This window comes from Bradyrhizobium guangzhouense, assembly GCF_004114955.1.
GTDB classification, from domain to species: domain Bacteria; phylum Pseudomonadota; class Alphaproteobacteria; order Rhizobiales; family Xanthobacteraceae; genus Bradyrhizobium; species Bradyrhizobium guangzhouense.
In genome coordinates this window covers 1,349,020-1,364,221 of sequence record NZ_CP030053.1, presented here as the reverse complement: position 1 = coordinate 1,364,221, position 15,202 = coordinate 1,349,020, and the positions used below count along the sequence as shown (strand labels likewise).

Below are 15,202 nucleotides of genomic sequence, written 5' to 3'. Positions count from 1 at the left end.
TGCCTCGTGGCTCCCCCCAGAATTTCTAATAGCCGCTGTTGTTTGCCGCGCCCGCACCGCCAAAACGGCTCGCGGAAAACGCGCCGACCAGCTCAGGCTCGAGCGCGCCCTGCGCCACCATGCGCGCGATCTCGAAGGCATGGTTGGAGGCGAGCGTCACGCCGGAATGGCAGCAGGCGACGAAGGCGCCGGGATGGGTCTCCGACTGATCGTAAATCGGAAAGCCGTCCTGCGGCATGACACGGATGCCGGACCAGCTCCTGACAACGTTGAGCCGCGACAAATGCGGGAACATGCGCTGCGCGCGATCGGCCATCACGCCGCTGATCGACGGCTTCAGCGTACGATCATCCAGCTCGTCTTCCTTGCTGTCGCCGATCATCACCGTGCCTTCGTCGGTCTGGCGGATCGTGGTGAGGGGATGCGGCAGGAACGGCATGGTGCGCTCGGTCACCACGACCTGGCCGCGCGTCGGCCCCATTGGCGCGTGGAGGCCTACCATCGGCGCCAGCATCTGGTTGGCGTTGCCCGCGGCGAGCACGATTTTGGCGGCGCGTAGCTCGCCTTTCGGCGTGGTCAGGCAGAATTCGCCGCCGCTCCTGCTGATGGCAGAGACCGGACGCTCCGGGAAATAATCGATGCCGAATGCCTTGAAGCCGGTGTGAAAGGCGCGGAACGTGCGCAGCGAATTGACGTGACCATCGAGCGGACAATAGCTGCCGCCGGAAACCTCAGGGCCGATCAGCGGCAGCGACTTCTTGACGTCCGACGCCGAGAGCATCTCCATCTTGTAATCGGCGGCGCCGGCCTGGTTATGCATGCGCGTGACGAGCTCCGTGCGCTGGCCGAATTCGTCCTCGCCGAGCGTGAGATGGAAGCCGCCATTTTGCTGGAGCGCGACGTCGAGACCGGTCTGCTGCTTCAGTTCGGACGCCAGCCGGCCCCAGGCTTGCGAGGCCTGCACGGTCCAGACCGTGTAAGCGGGCATGCCGAGGCCCTTGCTCTGCACCCAGACCAGCGCAAAGTTGGCGCGCGAGGCGCGCTTGGTGATGTCGCCTTCGTCGAGCACGGCCACGCTCTTGCCGAGCCGGCCGAGGCCCCAGGCGATGGCGGAGCCGAGCAATCCGCCGCCGACGACGGCGACGTCGTATTCAGTTCGCATGGGTTCTCCTATCGTCCCGGATCGCCCTTGCCGGCGAGCACGCGGTCGAGCCCGTAGAAACGGTCGAGCAGAATGAGGGCGGTCATGGTCACAGCGATCACGCAGGCCGAGACCGAGGTCACCAGCGGATCGATGTTGTCCTGGATATAAAGGAACATGCGCACGGGCAACGTCTCGGTGCCGGGCGCGGCGAGGAAGACGGTCATCGTCAGATCGTCAAAGGACTGAATGAAGGCGAGCGCCCAGCCGCTGATGACGCCGGGCATGATCAGCGGCAAGGTCACGCGGCGGAACAACGTCCAGCCGCCGGCGCCGAGCGAGACTGCGGCCATCTCGACCGTGCGGTCCATGCCGGTCGCCGCTGCCAGCGTCAGGCGCAGCGCAAACGGAAACACGATGATGACATGGGCGATGATCAGCGCGGTGAAGCTGCCACCGAAGCCAACGGATGTGAAGAAACGCAGGAAGGCGATGCCGAGCACCACATGCGGGATCATCAGCGGCGACAGGAACAGTGCCGCCAGCGCATCGCGGCCGCGGAAGCGATAGCGTGCGATTGCCAGTGCTGCGGGCACGGCGAACAGCAGCGCGACGAAGGATGACAGTGCGCCGAGACCAAGGCTGACCCAGAAGGCATGGATGAATTCCGGATATTGCCCGATCGCCCTGAACCAGCGCAGCGAGAATCCATTGGTCGGAAGCGACAGAAAGCCCTCGGGCGTGAAGGCGACGAGGCAGACCACCAGGATCGGCGCCACCATGACGATGACGAAGATGCCGTGGAAGATCAGCGCAAGCGGGCCGTTCCGTCTCATCGGAACACCTCGGCGTAGCGGCGTTCGATCAAGGCATTGCTGCCGACGACGATCAGCACCAACGCCGCCAGCAAGAGCGTCGCGACCGCCGCGCCGAGCGGCCAGTTCAGCGTGTTGAGGAACTCGTCATAGGCGAGCGTGGCTGCGACCTTCAGCCTGCGGCCGCCGATGATCGCGGGCGTCGCGAAAGCGCTGGCCGAGAGCGAAAAGACGATGATCGCGCCCGACAACACGCCAGGCATGATCTGCGGCATGATGATGCGTCGGATGATGGTGACAGGTCCCGCGCCGAGCGACATCGCCGCGTTCTCGATCTGCGGATCGAGCCGCTGCAGAGCCGCCCAGACCGACAGCACCATGAACGGCATCATCACATGCGCCAGCGCCACCACCATGCCTGTTTCGGTGAACATGAAGGGAATGGGGGAATGGATTGCGCCAAGCGACATCAAGAGCTTGTTGACGAGACCGTTGTTGCCGCCGAACAGCAGTGCCCAGCCGAGCGTGCGCGCCACCACGGAGATCAGCAGCGGGCCGAGAATGACCAGCAGGAAGAAGCTCTTCCAGCGGCCGCTCATGCGGTTGAGGATATAGGCCTCGGGTGCGCCCAGGACGGCGGTGAGCAGCGTGGTCAGGATCCCGATGCGAAAGGTCCGCCAGAACATTTCGGCGTAGTAGGGATCGGTCGCGATCTCCCGCCAGTTCTTCAGGATGAAGACCGGCTCGATGCCCTTGTACTGGCCCCAATCATGGAACGACAGCATCACGGTCATGGCGAGCGGGATCAGCAGCACGCCGACGAAGAGCATCAAGGCGGGCGCGGTCAGCGCCCAGGGCGCACGTGCGCTGCGCGCCTCGGTGGCCGCACTCATGCGCCAGCCCTCGTGCGCACGCTCATGTCTTCCGGACGCCAAGTGAGACGCACATCCTCGCCTTCAGCCGGTTGACTGAGACCGTCATTCTGGCGGATCACGATCGCCGGGCCGCATTCGCTGTCGCACTGGAACAGCCAGTGATTGCCCTGGAAGATGCGCGTGACGATCTTTGCGCCGAGCCCGGCGTCACCGAAGCCGATGCGCTCGGGGCGAATGCTCACCGTGACTACGCCATTAAGGCCAGCAGGCGCCGGCGCGCTCCACGATCCAGCGACGATCCGTGCCGATGCTGCGGTTCGATCGATCGTCCCGGCGAAGTCGTTGGTCTTGCCCAAAAACTGCGAGACGAAGGCCGAAGCCGGCCGCTCATAGGTTTCCTGCGGCGTGCCGATCTGCTCGATCTTGCCCTGGCTCATCACCACGATGCGGCCGGAGAGCGACATCGCCTCGTTCTGGTCGTGAGTGACGAGGATGGTGGTGGTGCCGATGGTGCGCTGGATCTGGCGCAGCTCGATCTGCATTTCCTCGCGAAGCTTTGCGTCGAGGTTCGACAGCGGCTCGTCGAGCAGCAGCACGCTCGGCTTGATCACCAGCGCGCGCGCCAGGGCCACGCGCTGCTGCTGGCCGCCGGACATGCGGCGGGGGTGGCGGTCCTCATAACCGGCGAGGCCGACCATCGCGAGCGCGGCGCGCACGCGCTCGGCCCGTTCGTTGCGCGGCACGCCACGCATCTCGAGGCCGAACGCGACGTTCTCCGCCGCGGTCATGTGCGGAAACAGCGCGTAGCTCTGGAACACGATGCCGAGCCCGCGCTTGGCCGGATGGATCGCAGTCAGGTCCTTGCCCTCCAGGCGAATCGCGCCGCGCGTGGGGTCGAGGAAGCCCGCGATCATCTGCAAGGTCGTGGTCTTGCCGCAGCCGGAGGGGCCGAGGAAGGAGATGAACTCCCCCTTCCCCACCGACAGACTGAAGTCGTCGACCACAGTCTGCGTGCCGAACTGCTTTGCTAGCCGATCGAGCTCGAGATAGGCCATGCGCTCTCTCCGCTGCGGACGATCAGATCAGCGCTCGACCTCGCGGTTCCAGCGCTTGGTCCACTCCTCGCGCTTCTCGTTGATGGTGGTCCAATCAGGATTATAGAGTTTTGCGGCACGCTCGCCGATCGGCGCCATCTTGCCGAGCTCGGACGGCACCTTCAGCGATTTCAGCACCGGGCCGTAGCCGTAGTCCTTCAGCATCACGAGCTGGATTTTTGGATCGAGCAGCATCTTGACGAAGCTGGACGCCAGCGGCGAGGCGTTGGGCTTGTTGATCGGACACGCCGTCGTCAGCAGCGTCGCCGCGCCTTCCTTCGGATAGACGAAGTCGACGGGGAAGCCGGTGTTGGCAAAGCTCTTCACGCGCCCGGTGCCCCACACCGCGATCACGGCCTGGCCGGACTGGAACAGCTCGGTCATCTTGCCCGGCGACGGCTCGTAGGCCAGCACGTTCGGATTGATCTCGTCCTTGAAGATCTTGAAGCCGGAATCGACGTTGGCCTCGCCGCCGCCGTTCATCCTGGACAGCATCACCAGCGCTTCGAGGCCATAGGTGTTGTTGATCGGCGGAATCACGAGCTGTTTTGCGTATTTCGTATCCTTCAGATCGTTCCACGAGGTCGGCGGCGCCCAGCCTTTCTCGGCAAACACCTTGGTGTTGTACATGAGGCCGGTCGCGACGATGCCGATCGCGACCGCGCGATCGTCCTTGAAGCGCGCGGTGTCGTAGAGATCGGCAGCCGGCAGGCCGTCGAGCTTGCCGCAGAAGCCGAGCTGGATCGCCTGGTACATCGGGCCATCGTCGACGATGGCGACATCGATCTGCTGGTTGCCCTTCTGCGCCTGGAGTTTTGCCAGCGTATCGGTGGAGTTGCCGGCGACGTACTCGACCTTGACGTTGTTCTCCTTCTCGAAGGTCGGGATCACCTCGTCGCGGATGGTCTTCTCGAACGAGCCGCCATAGCCGGCGACATAGAGCGTTTTCTGCTGGGCCGAGACGGCCGTCGGGGTGGCGATGAGCGCTGCGATGCTGACCGCGGTCAGGAGGCGAAGAGTCTTCATGTGGACCGATCTCCAATACCGGAATGAGGTGACGTGCCGACAAATCCCTGGCCGAAGCGACTTCCGCATTTTCCTTCCGCGCAAACCCCGCCCCCAACCAGGGCTCCGGCCCCTGCTTGACGGGTTTTGGCGCGATTTGGGTGTTTTGAGCCCCAATCTGCCGAAAAAGCGGTCTGTCTTCAGCTCTGATGAAAAAGATCGCAGACCCCAGCTTCCATCGTCCAATGAATAATGGCACCCTCTACATGCCTTAATGTTATGAATGAGATTTGCGATGGTCCGGATCAATTCGCGGCAGGTGGAGGCTTTCCGCGCAATGATGCTGACCGGCAGCGTCACCGAAGCGGCAACGCTGATGGCGGTGACCCAGCCGGCGGTCAGCCGGTTGCTCCGTGACCTCCAGGCGCTGTTGAAGATGGAGCTGTTCGAGCGGCGCGGCACCGGCCTCGTGCCGACCGCGGCAGCGATGGCGCTCTATACCGAGGTGGAGCGCTCCTTCGTCGGCCTCGAACGCATCACCGCGGCAGCGGAGGAAATCCGGGGACGCCGCACCGGCTCGCTGCGGATCGCAGCACTGCCGGCGCTGTCGAACGGCTATCTGCCGCGGCTCACCGGTCACTTCCTGAAGGAGCGGCCGAATCTCAACCTCGCCTTCTTCGGCGTGATCTCGCCGATCGTGGTCGATTGGGTGCTGAACAATCAATGCGACGTCGGCTTTGCCGAGGTGCCGATCGCACATTCCGGCCTGCCGAGCCAGAAGCTGCCGGCGCCGGCGCGCGTTGCGGTGCTGCCGAGCGGACATCGTCTCGCGGAGAAAGAAGTCTTGGAACCGCGCGACTTCGAGGGCGAGACCTTCATCTCGCTCTCGGCGGGCTCCTCGAGCCGGCATCTGGTCGACCAGATCTTCCATCGTCACGACGTCCGCCGCGTGCTGCGGGTGGAGACCGCGCTGTCCGAGATCATGTGCGGCATGGTGTCATCGGGACTGGGCGTCGCGATCTGCGATCCCTTCACCGCGCAGGAATTCTCCACCCGTGGCGTCGTCGTGCGCCGCTTCCTGCCGCGCATCGACTTCGAATTCTCCGCGGTGTTTCCGGCACAGCGCAGCCCCTCGCCGGTGGCGCTCGATCTGGTCGAGACCATGCGCAAGTCGCTTGCGGAGTTCGAGAGCTAGCCGTTGAACGCGGCCTGCGCCTCGGGCAGATCCCATATCTTGCCGATCGCGGCGGTGCCCGCCGCTGTGATCGCCGCTTCATCCGCACCGAGATAGCGTCCTTCATCCACCAGCACACGGCCGTCGACCATGACCTGATCGATATTGGCCCGATTGGCCAACGCGATCAGCGCGCGGCGCGGATCGAACAGCGGCTGGAGATGCGGATGGGTGAGATCGACGACGGTGAGATCGGCGGTCGCACCGGGCTCGATCCGGCCCAGGTCCGGCCGCTTGATGACGTCGGCGGCGACAACCGTGTTCGCCTCGATCAGCGCCGGTGAGTTGGCGACGTCCGCGCGCGCTGAGGTAACCTTGGAGATCAGCGAGGCCGCGTTGAGCTCGCCGAGCAGGTCCATGTTGTAGCCATCTGTGCCGACAACGGTGCGCACGCCGTGCTCGGCGAAGCGGCTGAAGGCGGCGGTGACGCCGGCGCGCGCGAACACGCGCGGGCAATTCAGAACAGTCATGCCGCGCGCAGCCATCAGCTTGAGATCGTCGTCGCTGCTGAACATGCAATGCGCGGCCATCAGATCCGGCGCCAGCAGGCCCAGCCAATCCAGATACTCGGCCGGCGTACGGCCGCCATAGCGCTTGCCGATGGTCTCGACCTCGGCGCGGCTCTGCGCCATGTGCGTGGTGATGGGCACACCGAGCTCGCGCGCCCGCGTCGCGCAGGCTTTCAGCAGATCGGGACCACAGGTGTCGGTGGCGTGCGGGCTCATCGCGAGGCCGATGCGGCCATCGCCGCGATTGTTCCAGCGCTGGTAGAGCGCATCCCATGTCGCCATGTCGGCGGCGCCGTCATCGCCGGAATAGCGGACCACGCCGTCGGCGCCCGCTTTGGCGTCGGACGTCGAAAACAGATAGGGCGCGCCGTAGAAGCGGATGCCCATCTCTTCCGCTGCGTCGAACATCTCCGGGATCGAGTTGCGGAACGGCTCCATCACCGTGGTGGCGCCGCCCTTGAGAAGCTGGAGGATGCCGAGCCGCGCCACCGCAAGCCGCTCTTCCGGCGACAGGATTTCGGCGCCGCGCTTGGTTAGCGGCAGCAGCACCGTGTAGACGATGCTCTGGTTGTTCTTGCGGCCGTTGCCGTCCTCGCTATGGCTGCGCGCCACGGCCTCGCTGAAGCAATGATTGTGCAAATTCAACAGGCCCGGCAGCACGAAGCGGCCGGGGCGGTCGTAAGTTTGATCCGCACTGGGCTTGTCGCGCGTGACTGCGGCAATCTTCTTGCCTTCGACCAGGACCCAATGATCGCGCAGCACGTCCTGCGCGCCGTCCTTGCGTGACAGCACGTAGCTGCCGAAGATTGCTGTGGTGCTCATGCGGGGCGCACGTTCCAGAACACGTCGAAGCTCCACGATTTGCACTTCATGTGTTGAGCAAGACCGCGCCGATCGCGACGGCCACCGCCTGCTGCGCCGGCTCGACCACGGGCACGCCAATAGCATCGGCAATCGCGGCACGATGCGAGGCCATGCCGGCACAGCCCATCACCACGACATCGGCGCGATATTGCGTGACCAGCGAGCGGCCTGCCTCGATCAACCGGCCGCGGATGTCCGCGCCTGCCGTCTCCGCCGCGCTCGCGCCGACCGACCAGCTTCCGGCGTAGCGGCCATCGACGCCCATCACCCGGGCCATGCGCTGCTGGCGGCGGATGCTGGACGGCGACAGCGCGATGATGCCGAAACGCTCACCGAGTGTCAGCGCACGAAAGATGCCGCATTCGGCGATGCCCATCACCGGGCGCCCGTCCGCCGCCTCGCGCACCGCATGCAGCCCGGGATCGCTGAAGCAGGCGAGCACGAATGCGTCTGCATCGTCACGCGAGACGCGCCCCACCAGCGGCATCACGACGCTGTCGGCATCGCGCTGCGAGCTGATGCTCGGCGGTCCCTCGGCAAGCCCGACAACCTCGATCTCGGGCCCGCCTGATATCCGCAACGGCGCCACCGCGTCGTCGATCGCCGCCGTCACCGACGCCGAGGAGTTGGGATTGATGACGAGGATGCGGCGATGGGTCATGGCAGGGCTCACTGGCACTTCTCAACGGTTGGCGGCCTCGTGGCGCAGGAAGTTTTCCGCGATCTTCTCGCCGGTGGTGATCCAGACGTCAGGGCACGACTTCGCATAGGTGAGGAACTCGCGCAGCAGGCGCAGACGCATCGGACGGCCGCTGCATTGCGGATGCAGCACGGTCGTCACCATCGCGCCCCAATCGCGCACCTCATCCAGTTCGTCCTTCCAGATCGAGAGCACATGCTCCTTGGGGAAGATCGAGCGGGGGCTGAAGCGGGCCGAGAGGCCATGCATCCAGTCGTCATAGCTCGCGGTCACCGGCAGCTCGATCGTGCCGGGCTTGCCGTCGGCGAGACGATGACGATAGGGCCTGACGTCGTCACGGAACGAGGACGTGTAGACGATACCGTGACGCACCAGCGCGACGCGCAGTTCCTCGGTGAATTCGCCGTAAGGCGCGCGATAGCCTGATGGCTTCACGCCGAGCCTGCGCTTCAGCGCCTCGAAACCCCGCTCCAGTTCCTCCTCGATCCAGGGATCGCCGGGATCCGGCAGCAGATGGTGATAGCCGTGATGGCCGATCTCGTGACCGGCCTTGAGGATGGCCTCCGCCATGGCCGGATGCGCATCGACCGACCAGCCCGTGACAAAGAAGGTCGCCTTGAGATCGAGTTGGTCGAGCAGTTCCAGCAGCTTCGGCGTGCCGACCCGCGCCTCGTAGCCGCCATAGCTCATGGTGATGAGCCGCTGCGCATGCAGCGCATCCTTGCTCGTCCATGCGGTCTCGGCATCAACGTCGAAGGACAGGAACATCGCCGATTTGAACGGCTTGGGCCACGGATAATCAGGCGCGGGATCCGCGGTGTTGGCTGGGGTGAGCGGGATGCTCTGGAGGGCCTTACTGTCCAGCATTGATTGTTGCCTTTTCGACTGCGTTATCTGTCAACTTCCACTTGGCAAGCAGGGTCTTGTAGGTCCCGTCCGCGATCAACGCATCGAGCGCGTCGGCAACCGCCTGCTGCAACACCTTCTCTTTAACCGGCAGTGCGATGCCGGTGAACTGCGTTGCGAAGGGATCACCGACCGGCGCATAGGCGCCCCGCTCGAGATCCATCAAATAGGGCAGCGTCTCGTTGCCCTGCACTGCGGCGTCGATACGGCCCTGCTTGAGCTGCGTGCGCGCATCGGCCGAGCCGTCGGTGCCGACGAACTGGATCGGATTGCCGGCGCAATTCTTCTGGCTCCATTTGTCGATCTCTGCCGGAAACATGGTCCGGCGGCTGGCGCCGACTTTCTTGCCGCACAACACGGCCATGTCCTTGAACTCCGTCGCACGGGACTGCTGCACGAAGAATTTTGGACCGCTGCGCAGATAATCGACAAAGGAGGCGATCTCGTGCCGGCTCGCATAATCGGTGAAGCCGGACAGGATCGCATCCACCCGGCCCGTCGAGATCGACGGCATGAATTCGGCAAAGCTGGTCTCGGTCCATTCGATCTTGACGCCGAGCTTGCGTCCGAGCGCCTCGCCGAGGTCGACGTCGAAGCCGGACAGCGCGTTGGTGGCAGGATCGCGGAACTCCATCGGCGGATAGTTCGGCACCAGCCCCACCTTGAGGCTGCCGCGTTTGGCGATGTCAGGCGGCAGATCAATCGCCAAAGCCGACACGGTCATGGCGCCGAACAGCGCCGCCGCAACCAAGATTCTCTTCATCAAGTCGCCCCCAATGTCAGATCACAGCCGAAAGAAATGCCCTGGTGCGCGCCTCGCGCGGCGCACCCAGCACGTCGGGCGCGCGCCCCTGCTCGACGATCGCGCCCTGGTCCATATAGACGACCCTGTCGGCGACCTCGCGCGCGAAGCCGAGCTCGTGCGTCACCACCATCATGGTCATGCCGCTCTTTGCCAGCTCCTTCATGACCGCGAGCACCTCGCCGACGAGTTCCGGATCGAGCGCGCTGGTCGGCTCGTCGAACAGCATCAGCATCGGCTTCATCGCGAGCGCGCGCGCAATCGCGACGCGCTGCTGCTGGCCACCGGAGAGCTGCGCGGGATATGCGTCGGCCTTGGCAGACAGGCCGACGCGCCGAAGCAGCGCCAGAGCCTCTGCGCGAACCTCATCTGGCTTGCGGCCCTGCACCTGGAGCGGGCCCTCCGTAATATTCTCCAGTGCAGTCTTGTGCGGAAACAGGTTGAAGCGCTGGAATACCATGCCGGTCTTCAACCGCTGCCGCCCGATCTGCTGCTCGGAAAGCCGATAAAGCCGCCCGCCCTGCTCGCGCACGCCCAGCAGCTCGCCATCGAGCCAGATGCCGCCAGCATCGATCGCGGTGAGCTGATTGATGCAACGGAGCAGCGTGGTCTTGCCGGAGCCGGAGGCGCCGATCAGGCACATCACCTCGCCGGGCTGGACGTCGAGCGAAACGCTTTTGAGAGCCTGGAACTCGCCAAAACTCTTGCTGACGGAGCGGATCGCGACGAGGGGCTTTGTCATCGTGTGAGCCGCACTGTACCGCGCGCAAAGCGGCGTTCGAGCAGCATTTGCAGCGGGGTCAGGATCGACACGACGAGCAGATACCAGAGCCCGGCGACGATCAGGAGCTCGATCACGCGGGAATTTGCGTAGTAGATGTTCTCGGCGTTGTGCAACACCTCCGGATACTGAATCACGCTCGCCAGCGAGGTCGCCTTCACCATACCGATGAACTCGTTGCCGAGCGGCGGGATCACCACGCGCATGGCCTGCGGCAGAATGATCCGGCGCAGCGCGCGCAACCGCCCCATGCCGATGGCCTGCGCCGCTTCATATTGGCCGATATCGACCGACAACATGCCGGCGCGCATGACTTCGGACGTATAGGCGCCCTGGTTGATGCCGAGCCCGAGCAGCGCCGCCAGGAACGGCGTCATGACGTCGACCGCCCGTGCGCTCCACAGGCCGGGAATGCCGATGCTTGGAAACACCAGCGCCAGGTTGAACCACAGCAGCAATTGCAGGATCAGAGGCGTGCCGCGGAACAGCCAGGTGTAGCCGGCAGCCACCGTCTTCAGCACCGGATTGGGCGACAGCCGCATGATCGCAACGACGATGCCGAGAAAGATGCCGAGCGCCATCGCCAGCACCGCCATCACCATGGTATTGACGATGCCTTCGAGAATGACTTTTGCCGTCAGGAAGCGGCTGACATAGGACCATTCGATCTGGCCATTCGCGAAGGCGCGCGCGATCGCCGCCAGCACCAGGACGATCAGGGCCGCGCTGATCCAGCGAAACCAGTGCGGCTCGCGCGCGATCTGCATTCCCGAGAGATCGGGAAAACCCTCCGCGAGTGCCGGCGCCGGCCTCATTGCGGCGCCGCGTTCAGCATGGGCTGGGTGACCGCATTCGCGCCCAGACCCCATTTGTCGAGAATCGCTTTGTAGGAACCGTCAGCGATCATCGCCGTGAGCTTCTCCGTCACCACCTCGCGCAAGGCTGCATCATCCTTGCGAAACATGATGCCCTGATAGCCTTTGGCAAAAGCCTCGCCGACGATGCGGTATTTGCCGGGCTCCTGCGTCTGCGCATAAGGCAACGTCTCGCTGCCCTGCACCGCGGCGTCGATGCGGCCTTGCCTGAGCTGATTGCGCACGTCGATCGAATTTTCGCCCGGCACGTATTGGATCGCCGGCTTGCCGGCCGCCTCGCAATTCAGCTTGCTCCACTTCTCGATCTCGACCGGGAAGCTGGTGCTGCGCGTGGTGCCGACCTTCCTGCCGCAGAGATCGGTCGCGGCCTTCGCCGCGCTCTCCGCCATCACGAAGAACTGGGGACCGGTCGTGAGGTAATCGACGAAGTCGGCGCTCTCGCGCCGCGAGGCGCGGTCGGAGATGCCGGAGATGATGAAATCGGCGCGCTTGGTCTGGAGCGAAGGGATCAGCTCGGCGAACGGCGTCTCGCTCCAGACGATCTTGAGACTCCCGAGCCGCTTGGCGAGTTCATTGGCGAGATCAATATCGAGCCCGACCAGCTCGTTGCTGGCAGGATCGCGATATTCCATCGGCGCGTAGGTCGAGTTGACTGTGAGTTTCAGCGTGCCTGCCTGCTTGATGTCAGCCGGAAGCTCGGCCGCTCGCGCGGACGTCACGGCAGCCAGCGCTGCGAAGCCGAGGGAAAGCGAGAGGCGTGTCATGTCAGTTCCTTCGACCTTTTGCTTGACCGAACCATTGCCAGCGCCGTGCCATTTGCTCAGTCCGCGTCGAGCACGGCCGGCTCGATGACGCCGGCGCGCTCGGTGATCACCCTGTATTGCTCTGGCCGCCGGTGGGCGGCGAAATTGAACATCTTGTCCTTGCCCTGGCGGCAGAGGTCGAGATCGATGTCGGCGACGATGACTTCATCGGTCAAGGTCGCGGCCTGCGCGACGATGCGGCCATTGGGATCGACGATGCAGGAGCCGCCGATCAGGCCGGAGCCGTCCTCGTCGCCGGCTTTCGCCACCGAGATCGCCCAGGTCGCGTTCATGTAGGCGTTGGCCTGTGTCACCAGCGTCGAGTGGAAGGTGCGCAAGGAAGCATCTTCGGTAGTGCCGCCATTGGGATCATAGGCCGCCGAATTGTAGCCGATGCAGACGAGTTCCACCCCTTGCAGGCCAAGCACGCGCCAGGATTCCGGCCAGCGGCGATCGTTGCAGATCATCATGCCCATGATCGCATGCGCCAAGGCAGATCCCGCACGGAAGGCGGGAAAGCCGAGATCGCCATATTCAAAGTAGCGCTTCTCGAGCTGCTGATAACGCGCGCCCGCCCGCGGCTCGACCGAGCCAGGCAGATGTACCTTGCGATAACGGCCGAGGATCTCGCCGTCGCGATCGACCAGGATGGCGCAATTGTAGCGGCGGCCTTCCGGGGTCAGCTCGGCATAGCCGACATAGAAGCCGACGCGCAGCGCACGCGCGCGGTCAAACAGCTTTGCCACGGCCGGATTCGGCATCCCGCGCTCGAAATACTGGTCGAGCGCATCACCCTCGAGAAGCCAGCGCGGAAAAAACGTGGTGAAGGCCAGCTCCGGAAACACCACGAGGCTGGCGCCGCGGCTGGCGGCCTCCTCCAGCATGACCAGCATTCGCAACAGCGTATGTTCGCGCCTATCGGCTTTTTGCGTCGGCCCCATTTGGGCCGCGGCGGCGCGAAGGATACGAACCAAGATTGCCTCCAATCTGTGCGCAATGCTGCCTCAATGGGCGAGTGAACCCTTTGATCCAACGCGCAAATCCGAAGACATTAGGCGCAGGCCGGGCTGCAAAAGCAATTCATCGTGCTATGATGTTTTGGTCCAGAGTATAACAGGCAGTGATATGAACCTGCGCCAGCTCGAGATCCTGCGTGCCGTCATCCGCCACCGCACCACGGTCGCCGCGGCCGACGAACTGGCCCTGTCGCAGCCTGCGGTCAGCAACGCGCTGAAGACGATGGAGACGCAGGCAGGCTTTGCGCTGTTCGAGCGCATCAACAACCGGCTGTTTCCGACCGCGGAGGCGATGGCGCTCTACAAGGAGAGCGAGGCGATCTTCGCGCTTCACGCCAAGCTCGAGAACCGCGTGCGCGATCTGCGCGAGAATCGCGCCGGGCATCTCGCCATCGTGGCGACGCCGCCGCTCGCCTACAGCATCATCCCCACTGCGCTGTCCGGCTTCCTGCGCCGACGACCGGAGACGCGCGTGTTCTTCGATGTCCGGCGCTACGAAGGGATCATCGAAGGCGTGCTGAGCCGCGTCGCCGAGCTTGGCTTCGCGCTCGGACTGACGCATCACCCTGGGATCGCGCACGAGGTGGTGCACACCGGCGAGATGGTTTGCGTGCTGCCGCCGCAGCATCCGCTCGCAGGCAAGTCCGTGATCTCGGCTTCCGACCTGTCCGGCCTGCCCTTCATCGGGCTCGAACGCGGCACGCGGCTTGGCGAAGCCGTGCGCGACAGTTTTGCGCGCGCCGGCGCACCATTCCAGCCGGCGGTCGAGGTGCGCTATTGCAATACGGCCTGCGTGCTCGCGGCCGCCGGCGTCGGTGCCGCCGTGGTCGATCCCTTCTCGCCGCGACAGAACGGCGGACACGGCCTCGTGGTCCGGCCATTCACGCCGACGACACGCGCGGTCGCCTATATGTTATGGTCGGAAGCCGAACCGCTGTCGCGCCTGGCAAAGGCCTTTCTCGGCGAGATCCGCAAGGAGAGCGCGCTCCTGGCGTGCACAGCGCCACACCAGCAACATGGGGCAGGAAGCGACTGAGCTCACCTTTGACCCGAGGGGCACATGGCACGCATCACCATTATCGAAACCGGGCAGGTCCCGCCAAAATATCGCGAGCAGCACGGCTCCTTTCCGGACATGTTCGCGCGCATGGTCCGCGCCGAGGATCCGACGGCCACCGTTGACGTCGTCAGCATCCCGAATGGCGATGCGCTACCCGACCCGCGCAAGCTCGAAGCCGTTCTGATCACGGGGGCTGCTGCCGGCGTCTATGACGGGCTCGACTGGATCGCGCCGCTGGAAGATTTCGTGCGCACCGCCTATGCCAACAGGACACCGATGGTGGGTGTCTGCTTCGGCCATCAGCTGATCGCGCAGGCGCTCGGTGGCACCGTGCGAAAGTCGGACAAGGGCTGGGGCATCGGCCGGCACGTTTATCAGGTGCTGCCGGAGAATGGCGTCGTCGAGGGCGAAGCGGTCGCGATTGCATGCTCGCATCAAGACCAGGTGATCGAAGCGCCTGACGACGCGCTGACGATTCTCTCGTCGGAATTCACCCCGCATGCCGGCCTGCTCTACGCCAACGGCGCGACACTGACTGTGCAGCCACATCCGGAGTTCGACGCGGAGTTTGCACAAGTCTGCTGCGACCTGCGCGACGGCAAGGCGCCGGAGGATGTTGTTGCGACGGCAAGAGCGTCGCTGGCGGAGCCGATGGATAGCGCCAAGCTAGGTGGGGCGATTGCGAGGTTTCTGGCGAGGCGCACCTAGCTACGAAGCTCGCA

Annotated in this window: 16 protein-coding genes; 3 read left to right on the top strand and 13 right to left on the bottom strand. The window is 64.5% G+C overall.

Features of this window, described 5'->3' with window-relative positions:
- Nucleotides 1-25: 25 nt before the first annotated feature.
- From XH91_RS06665 to XH91_RS06645, 5 genes are read right to left on the bottom strand one after another with little or no spacing between them, the layout of a single operon-like run.
- Complete coding sequence (locus XH91_RS06665; RefSeq protein ID WP_128949838.1) at nucleotides 26-1,162, bottom strand: NAD(P)/FAD-dependent oxidoreductase; 1,137 nt, start codon at nucleotides 1,160-1,162, stop codon at nucleotides 26-28.
- Between the two features lie 8 nt (nucleotides 1,163-1,170).
- Entirely contained in the window at nucleotides 1,171-1,977 is an 807-nt protein-coding gene (locus tag XH91_RS06660) for an ABC transporter permease (RefSeq protein WP_128949837.1), read from the bottom strand.
- Nucleotides 1,974-2,849: an ABC transporter permease gene (locus tag XH91_RS06655; RefSeq protein WP_128949836.1), complete on the bottom strand. Its 876-nt coding sequence runs from the start codon at nucleotides 2,847-2,849 to the stop codon at nucleotides 1,974-1,976. Before XH91_RS06655 ends, XH91_RS06660 begins: the two co-directional genes overlap by 4 nt.
- Nucleotides 2,846-3,886: an ABC transporter ATP-binding protein gene (locus XH91_RS06650; protein ID WP_128949835.1), complete on the bottom strand. Its 1,041-nt coding sequence runs from the start codon at nucleotides 3,884-3,886 to the stop codon at nucleotides 2,846-2,848. Before XH91_RS06650 ends, XH91_RS06655 begins: the two co-directional genes overlap by 4 nt.
- 27 nt (nucleotides 3,887-3,913) lie before the next feature.
- Nucleotides 3,914-4,951, bottom strand: a complete 1,038-nt coding sequence (locus XH91_RS06645) for an ABC transporter substrate-binding protein (protein WP_128949834.1) — start codon at nucleotides 4,949-4,951, stop codon at nucleotides 3,914-3,916.
- Nucleotides 4,952-5,225: 274 nt separating this feature from the next.
- On the opposite strand from XH91_RS06645, the gene XH91_RS06640 reads away from it, so the two are divergent.
- On the top strand, nucleotides 5,226-6,125 hold the full coding sequence (locus tag XH91_RS06640) for a LysR substrate-binding domain-containing protein (RefSeq protein WP_128949833.1): 900 nt from the start codon (nucleotides 5,226-5,228) through the stop codon (nucleotides 6,123-6,125).
- On the opposite strand, the gene XH91_RS06635 is transcribed toward XH91_RS06640, so the two are convergent.
- The 8 genes from XH91_RS06635 to XH91_RS06600 are packed head-to-tail and all read right to left on the bottom strand — an operon-like array spanning nucleotide 6,122 to nucleotide 13,345.
- The gene (locus XH91_RS06635) at nucleotides 6,122-7,495 is read right to left on the bottom strand and encodes an amidohydrolase family protein (RefSeq protein ID WP_128949832.1); all 1,374 of its coding nucleotides are present in this window, start codon (nucleotides 7,493-7,495) and stop codon (nucleotides 6,122-6,124) included. The two genes, XH91_RS06640 and XH91_RS06635, sit on opposite strands and share 4 nt — an antisense overlap.
- A 46-nt stretch (nucleotides 7,496-7,541) precedes the next feature.
- Nucleotides 7,542-8,198: an aspartate/glutamate racemase family protein gene (locus tag XH91_RS06630; RefSeq protein WP_128949831.1), complete on the bottom strand. Its 657-nt coding sequence runs from the start codon at nucleotides 8,196-8,198 to the stop codon at nucleotides 7,542-7,544.
- Nucleotides 8,199-8,219: 21 nt separating this feature from the next.
- Nucleotides 8,220-9,104, bottom strand: coding sequence for a polysaccharide deacetylase family protein (locus XH91_RS06625; protein ID WP_128949830.1), 885 nt, complete (start codon nucleotides 9,102-9,104; stop codon nucleotides 8,220-8,222).
- Nucleotides 9,091-9,906, bottom strand: a complete 816-nt coding sequence (locus XH91_RS06620) for an ABC transporter substrate-binding protein (RefSeq protein ID WP_128949829.1) — start codon at nucleotides 9,904-9,906, stop codon at nucleotides 9,091-9,093. Before XH91_RS06620 ends, XH91_RS06625 begins: the two co-directional genes overlap by 14 nt.
- A 16-nt stretch (nucleotides 9,907-9,922) precedes the next feature.
- Nucleotides 9,923-10,687, bottom strand: a complete 765-nt coding sequence (locus tag XH91_RS06615) for an amino acid ABC transporter ATP-binding protein (protein ID WP_128949828.1) — start codon at nucleotides 10,685-10,687, stop codon at nucleotides 9,923-9,925.
- Nucleotides 10,684-11,541 carry an amino acid ABC transporter permease gene (locus XH91_RS06610; RefSeq protein WP_164938255.1) on the bottom strand — a complete coding sequence of 286 codons (858 nt, stop codon included), beginning with the start codon at nucleotides 11,539-11,541 and terminating at the stop codon, nucleotides 10,684-10,686. Before XH91_RS06610 ends, XH91_RS06615 begins: the two co-directional genes overlap by 4 nt.
- The gene (locus XH91_RS06605) at nucleotides 11,538-12,365 is read right to left on the bottom strand and encodes an ABC transporter substrate-binding protein (protein ID WP_128949826.1); all 828 of its coding nucleotides are present in this window, start codon (nucleotides 12,363-12,365) and stop codon (nucleotides 11,538-11,540) included. The genes XH91_RS06610 and XH91_RS06605 overlap by 4 nt, the downstream gene beginning before the upstream one ends.
- A 56-nt stretch (nucleotides 12,366-12,421) precedes the next feature.
- On the bottom strand, nucleotides 12,422-13,345 hold the full coding sequence (locus tag XH91_RS06600) for an N-carbamoyl-D-amino-acid hydrolase (protein WP_245477344.1): 924 nt from the start codon (nucleotides 13,343-13,345) through the stop codon (nucleotides 12,422-12,424).
- A gap of 184 nt (nucleotides 13,346-13,529) precedes the next feature.
- On the opposite strand from XH91_RS06600, the gene XH91_RS06595 reads away from it, so the two are divergent.
- Complete coding sequence (locus XH91_RS06595) at nucleotides 13,530-14,456, top strand: LysR family transcriptional regulator (RefSeq protein WP_128949824.1); 927 nt, start codon at nucleotides 13,530-13,532, stop codon at nucleotides 14,454-14,456.
- A gap of 24 nt (nucleotides 14,457-14,480) precedes the next feature.
- Nucleotides 14,481-15,188 (top strand): type 1 glutamine amidotransferase, encoded by a 708-nt coding sequence (locus XH91_RS06590; protein WP_128949823.1) that lies wholly within the window; start codon nucleotides 14,481-14,483, stop codon nucleotides 15,186-15,188.
- The last annotated feature ends 14 nt before the right edge of the window (nucleotides 15,189-15,202 follow it).

Bases quoted from the DNA above. Each gene is read 5' to 3' on its own strand.
- XH91_RS06665 (WP_128949838.1), bottom strand. From the start codon at position 1,162: ATGCGAACTGAATACGACGTCGCCGTCGTCGGCGGCGGATTGCTCGGC.
- XH91_RS06660 (WP_128949837.1), bottom strand. From the start codon at position 1,977: ATGAGACGGAACGGCCCGCTTGCGCTGATCTTCCACGGCATCTTCGTC.
- XH91_RS06655 (WP_128949836.1), bottom strand. From the start codon at position 2,849: ATGAGTGCGGCCACCGAGGCGCGCAGCGCACGTGCGCCCTGGGCGCTG.
- XH91_RS06650 (WP_128949835.1), bottom strand. From the start codon at position 3,886: ATGGCCTATCTCGAGCTCGATCGGCTAGCAAAGCAGTTCGGCACGCAG.
- XH91_RS06645 (WP_128949834.1), bottom strand. From the start codon at position 4,951: ATGAAGACTCTTCGCCTCCTGACCGCGGTCAGCATCGCAGCGCTCATC.
- XH91_RS06640 (WP_128949833.1), top strand. From the start codon at position 5,226: ATGGTCCGGATCAATTCGCGGCAGGTGGAGGCTTTCCGCGCAATGATG.
- XH91_RS06635 (WP_128949832.1), bottom strand. From the start codon at position 7,495: ATGAGCACCACAGCAATCTTCGGCAGCTACGTGCTGTCACGCAAGGAC.
- XH91_RS06630 (WP_128949831.1), bottom strand. From the start codon at position 8,198: ATGACCCATCGCCGCATCCTCGTCATCAATCCCAACTCCTCGGCGTCG.
- XH91_RS06625 (WP_128949830.1), bottom strand. From the start codon at position 9,104: ATGCTGGACAGTAAGGCCCTCCAGAGCATCCCGCTCACCCCAGCCAAC.
- XH91_RS06620 (WP_128949829.1), bottom strand. From the start codon at position 9,906: ATGAAGAGAATCTTGGTTGCGGCGGCGCTGTTCGGCGCCATGACCGTG.
- XH91_RS06615 (WP_128949828.1), bottom strand. From the start codon at position 10,687: ATGACAAAGCCCCTCGTCGCGATCCGCTCCGTCAGCAAGAGTTTTGGC.
- XH91_RS06610 (WP_164938255.1), bottom strand. From the start codon at position 11,541: ATGAGGCCGGCGCCGGCACTCGCGGAGGGTTTTCCCGATCTCTCGGGA.
- XH91_RS06605 (WP_128949826.1), bottom strand. From the start codon at position 12,365: ATGACACGCCTCTCGCTTTCCCTCGGCTTCGCAGCGCTGGCTGCCGTG.
- XH91_RS06600 (WP_245477344.1), bottom strand. From the start codon at position 13,345: ATGGGGCCGACGCAAAAAGCCGATAGGCGCGAACATACGCTGTTGCGA.
- XH91_RS06595 (WP_128949824.1), top strand. From the start codon at position 13,530: ATGAACCTGCGCCAGCTCGAGATCCTGCGTGCCGTCATCCGCCACCGC.
- XH91_RS06590 (WP_128949823.1), top strand. From the start codon at position 14,481: ATGGCACGCATCACCATTATCGAAACCGGGCAGGTCCCGCCAAAATAT.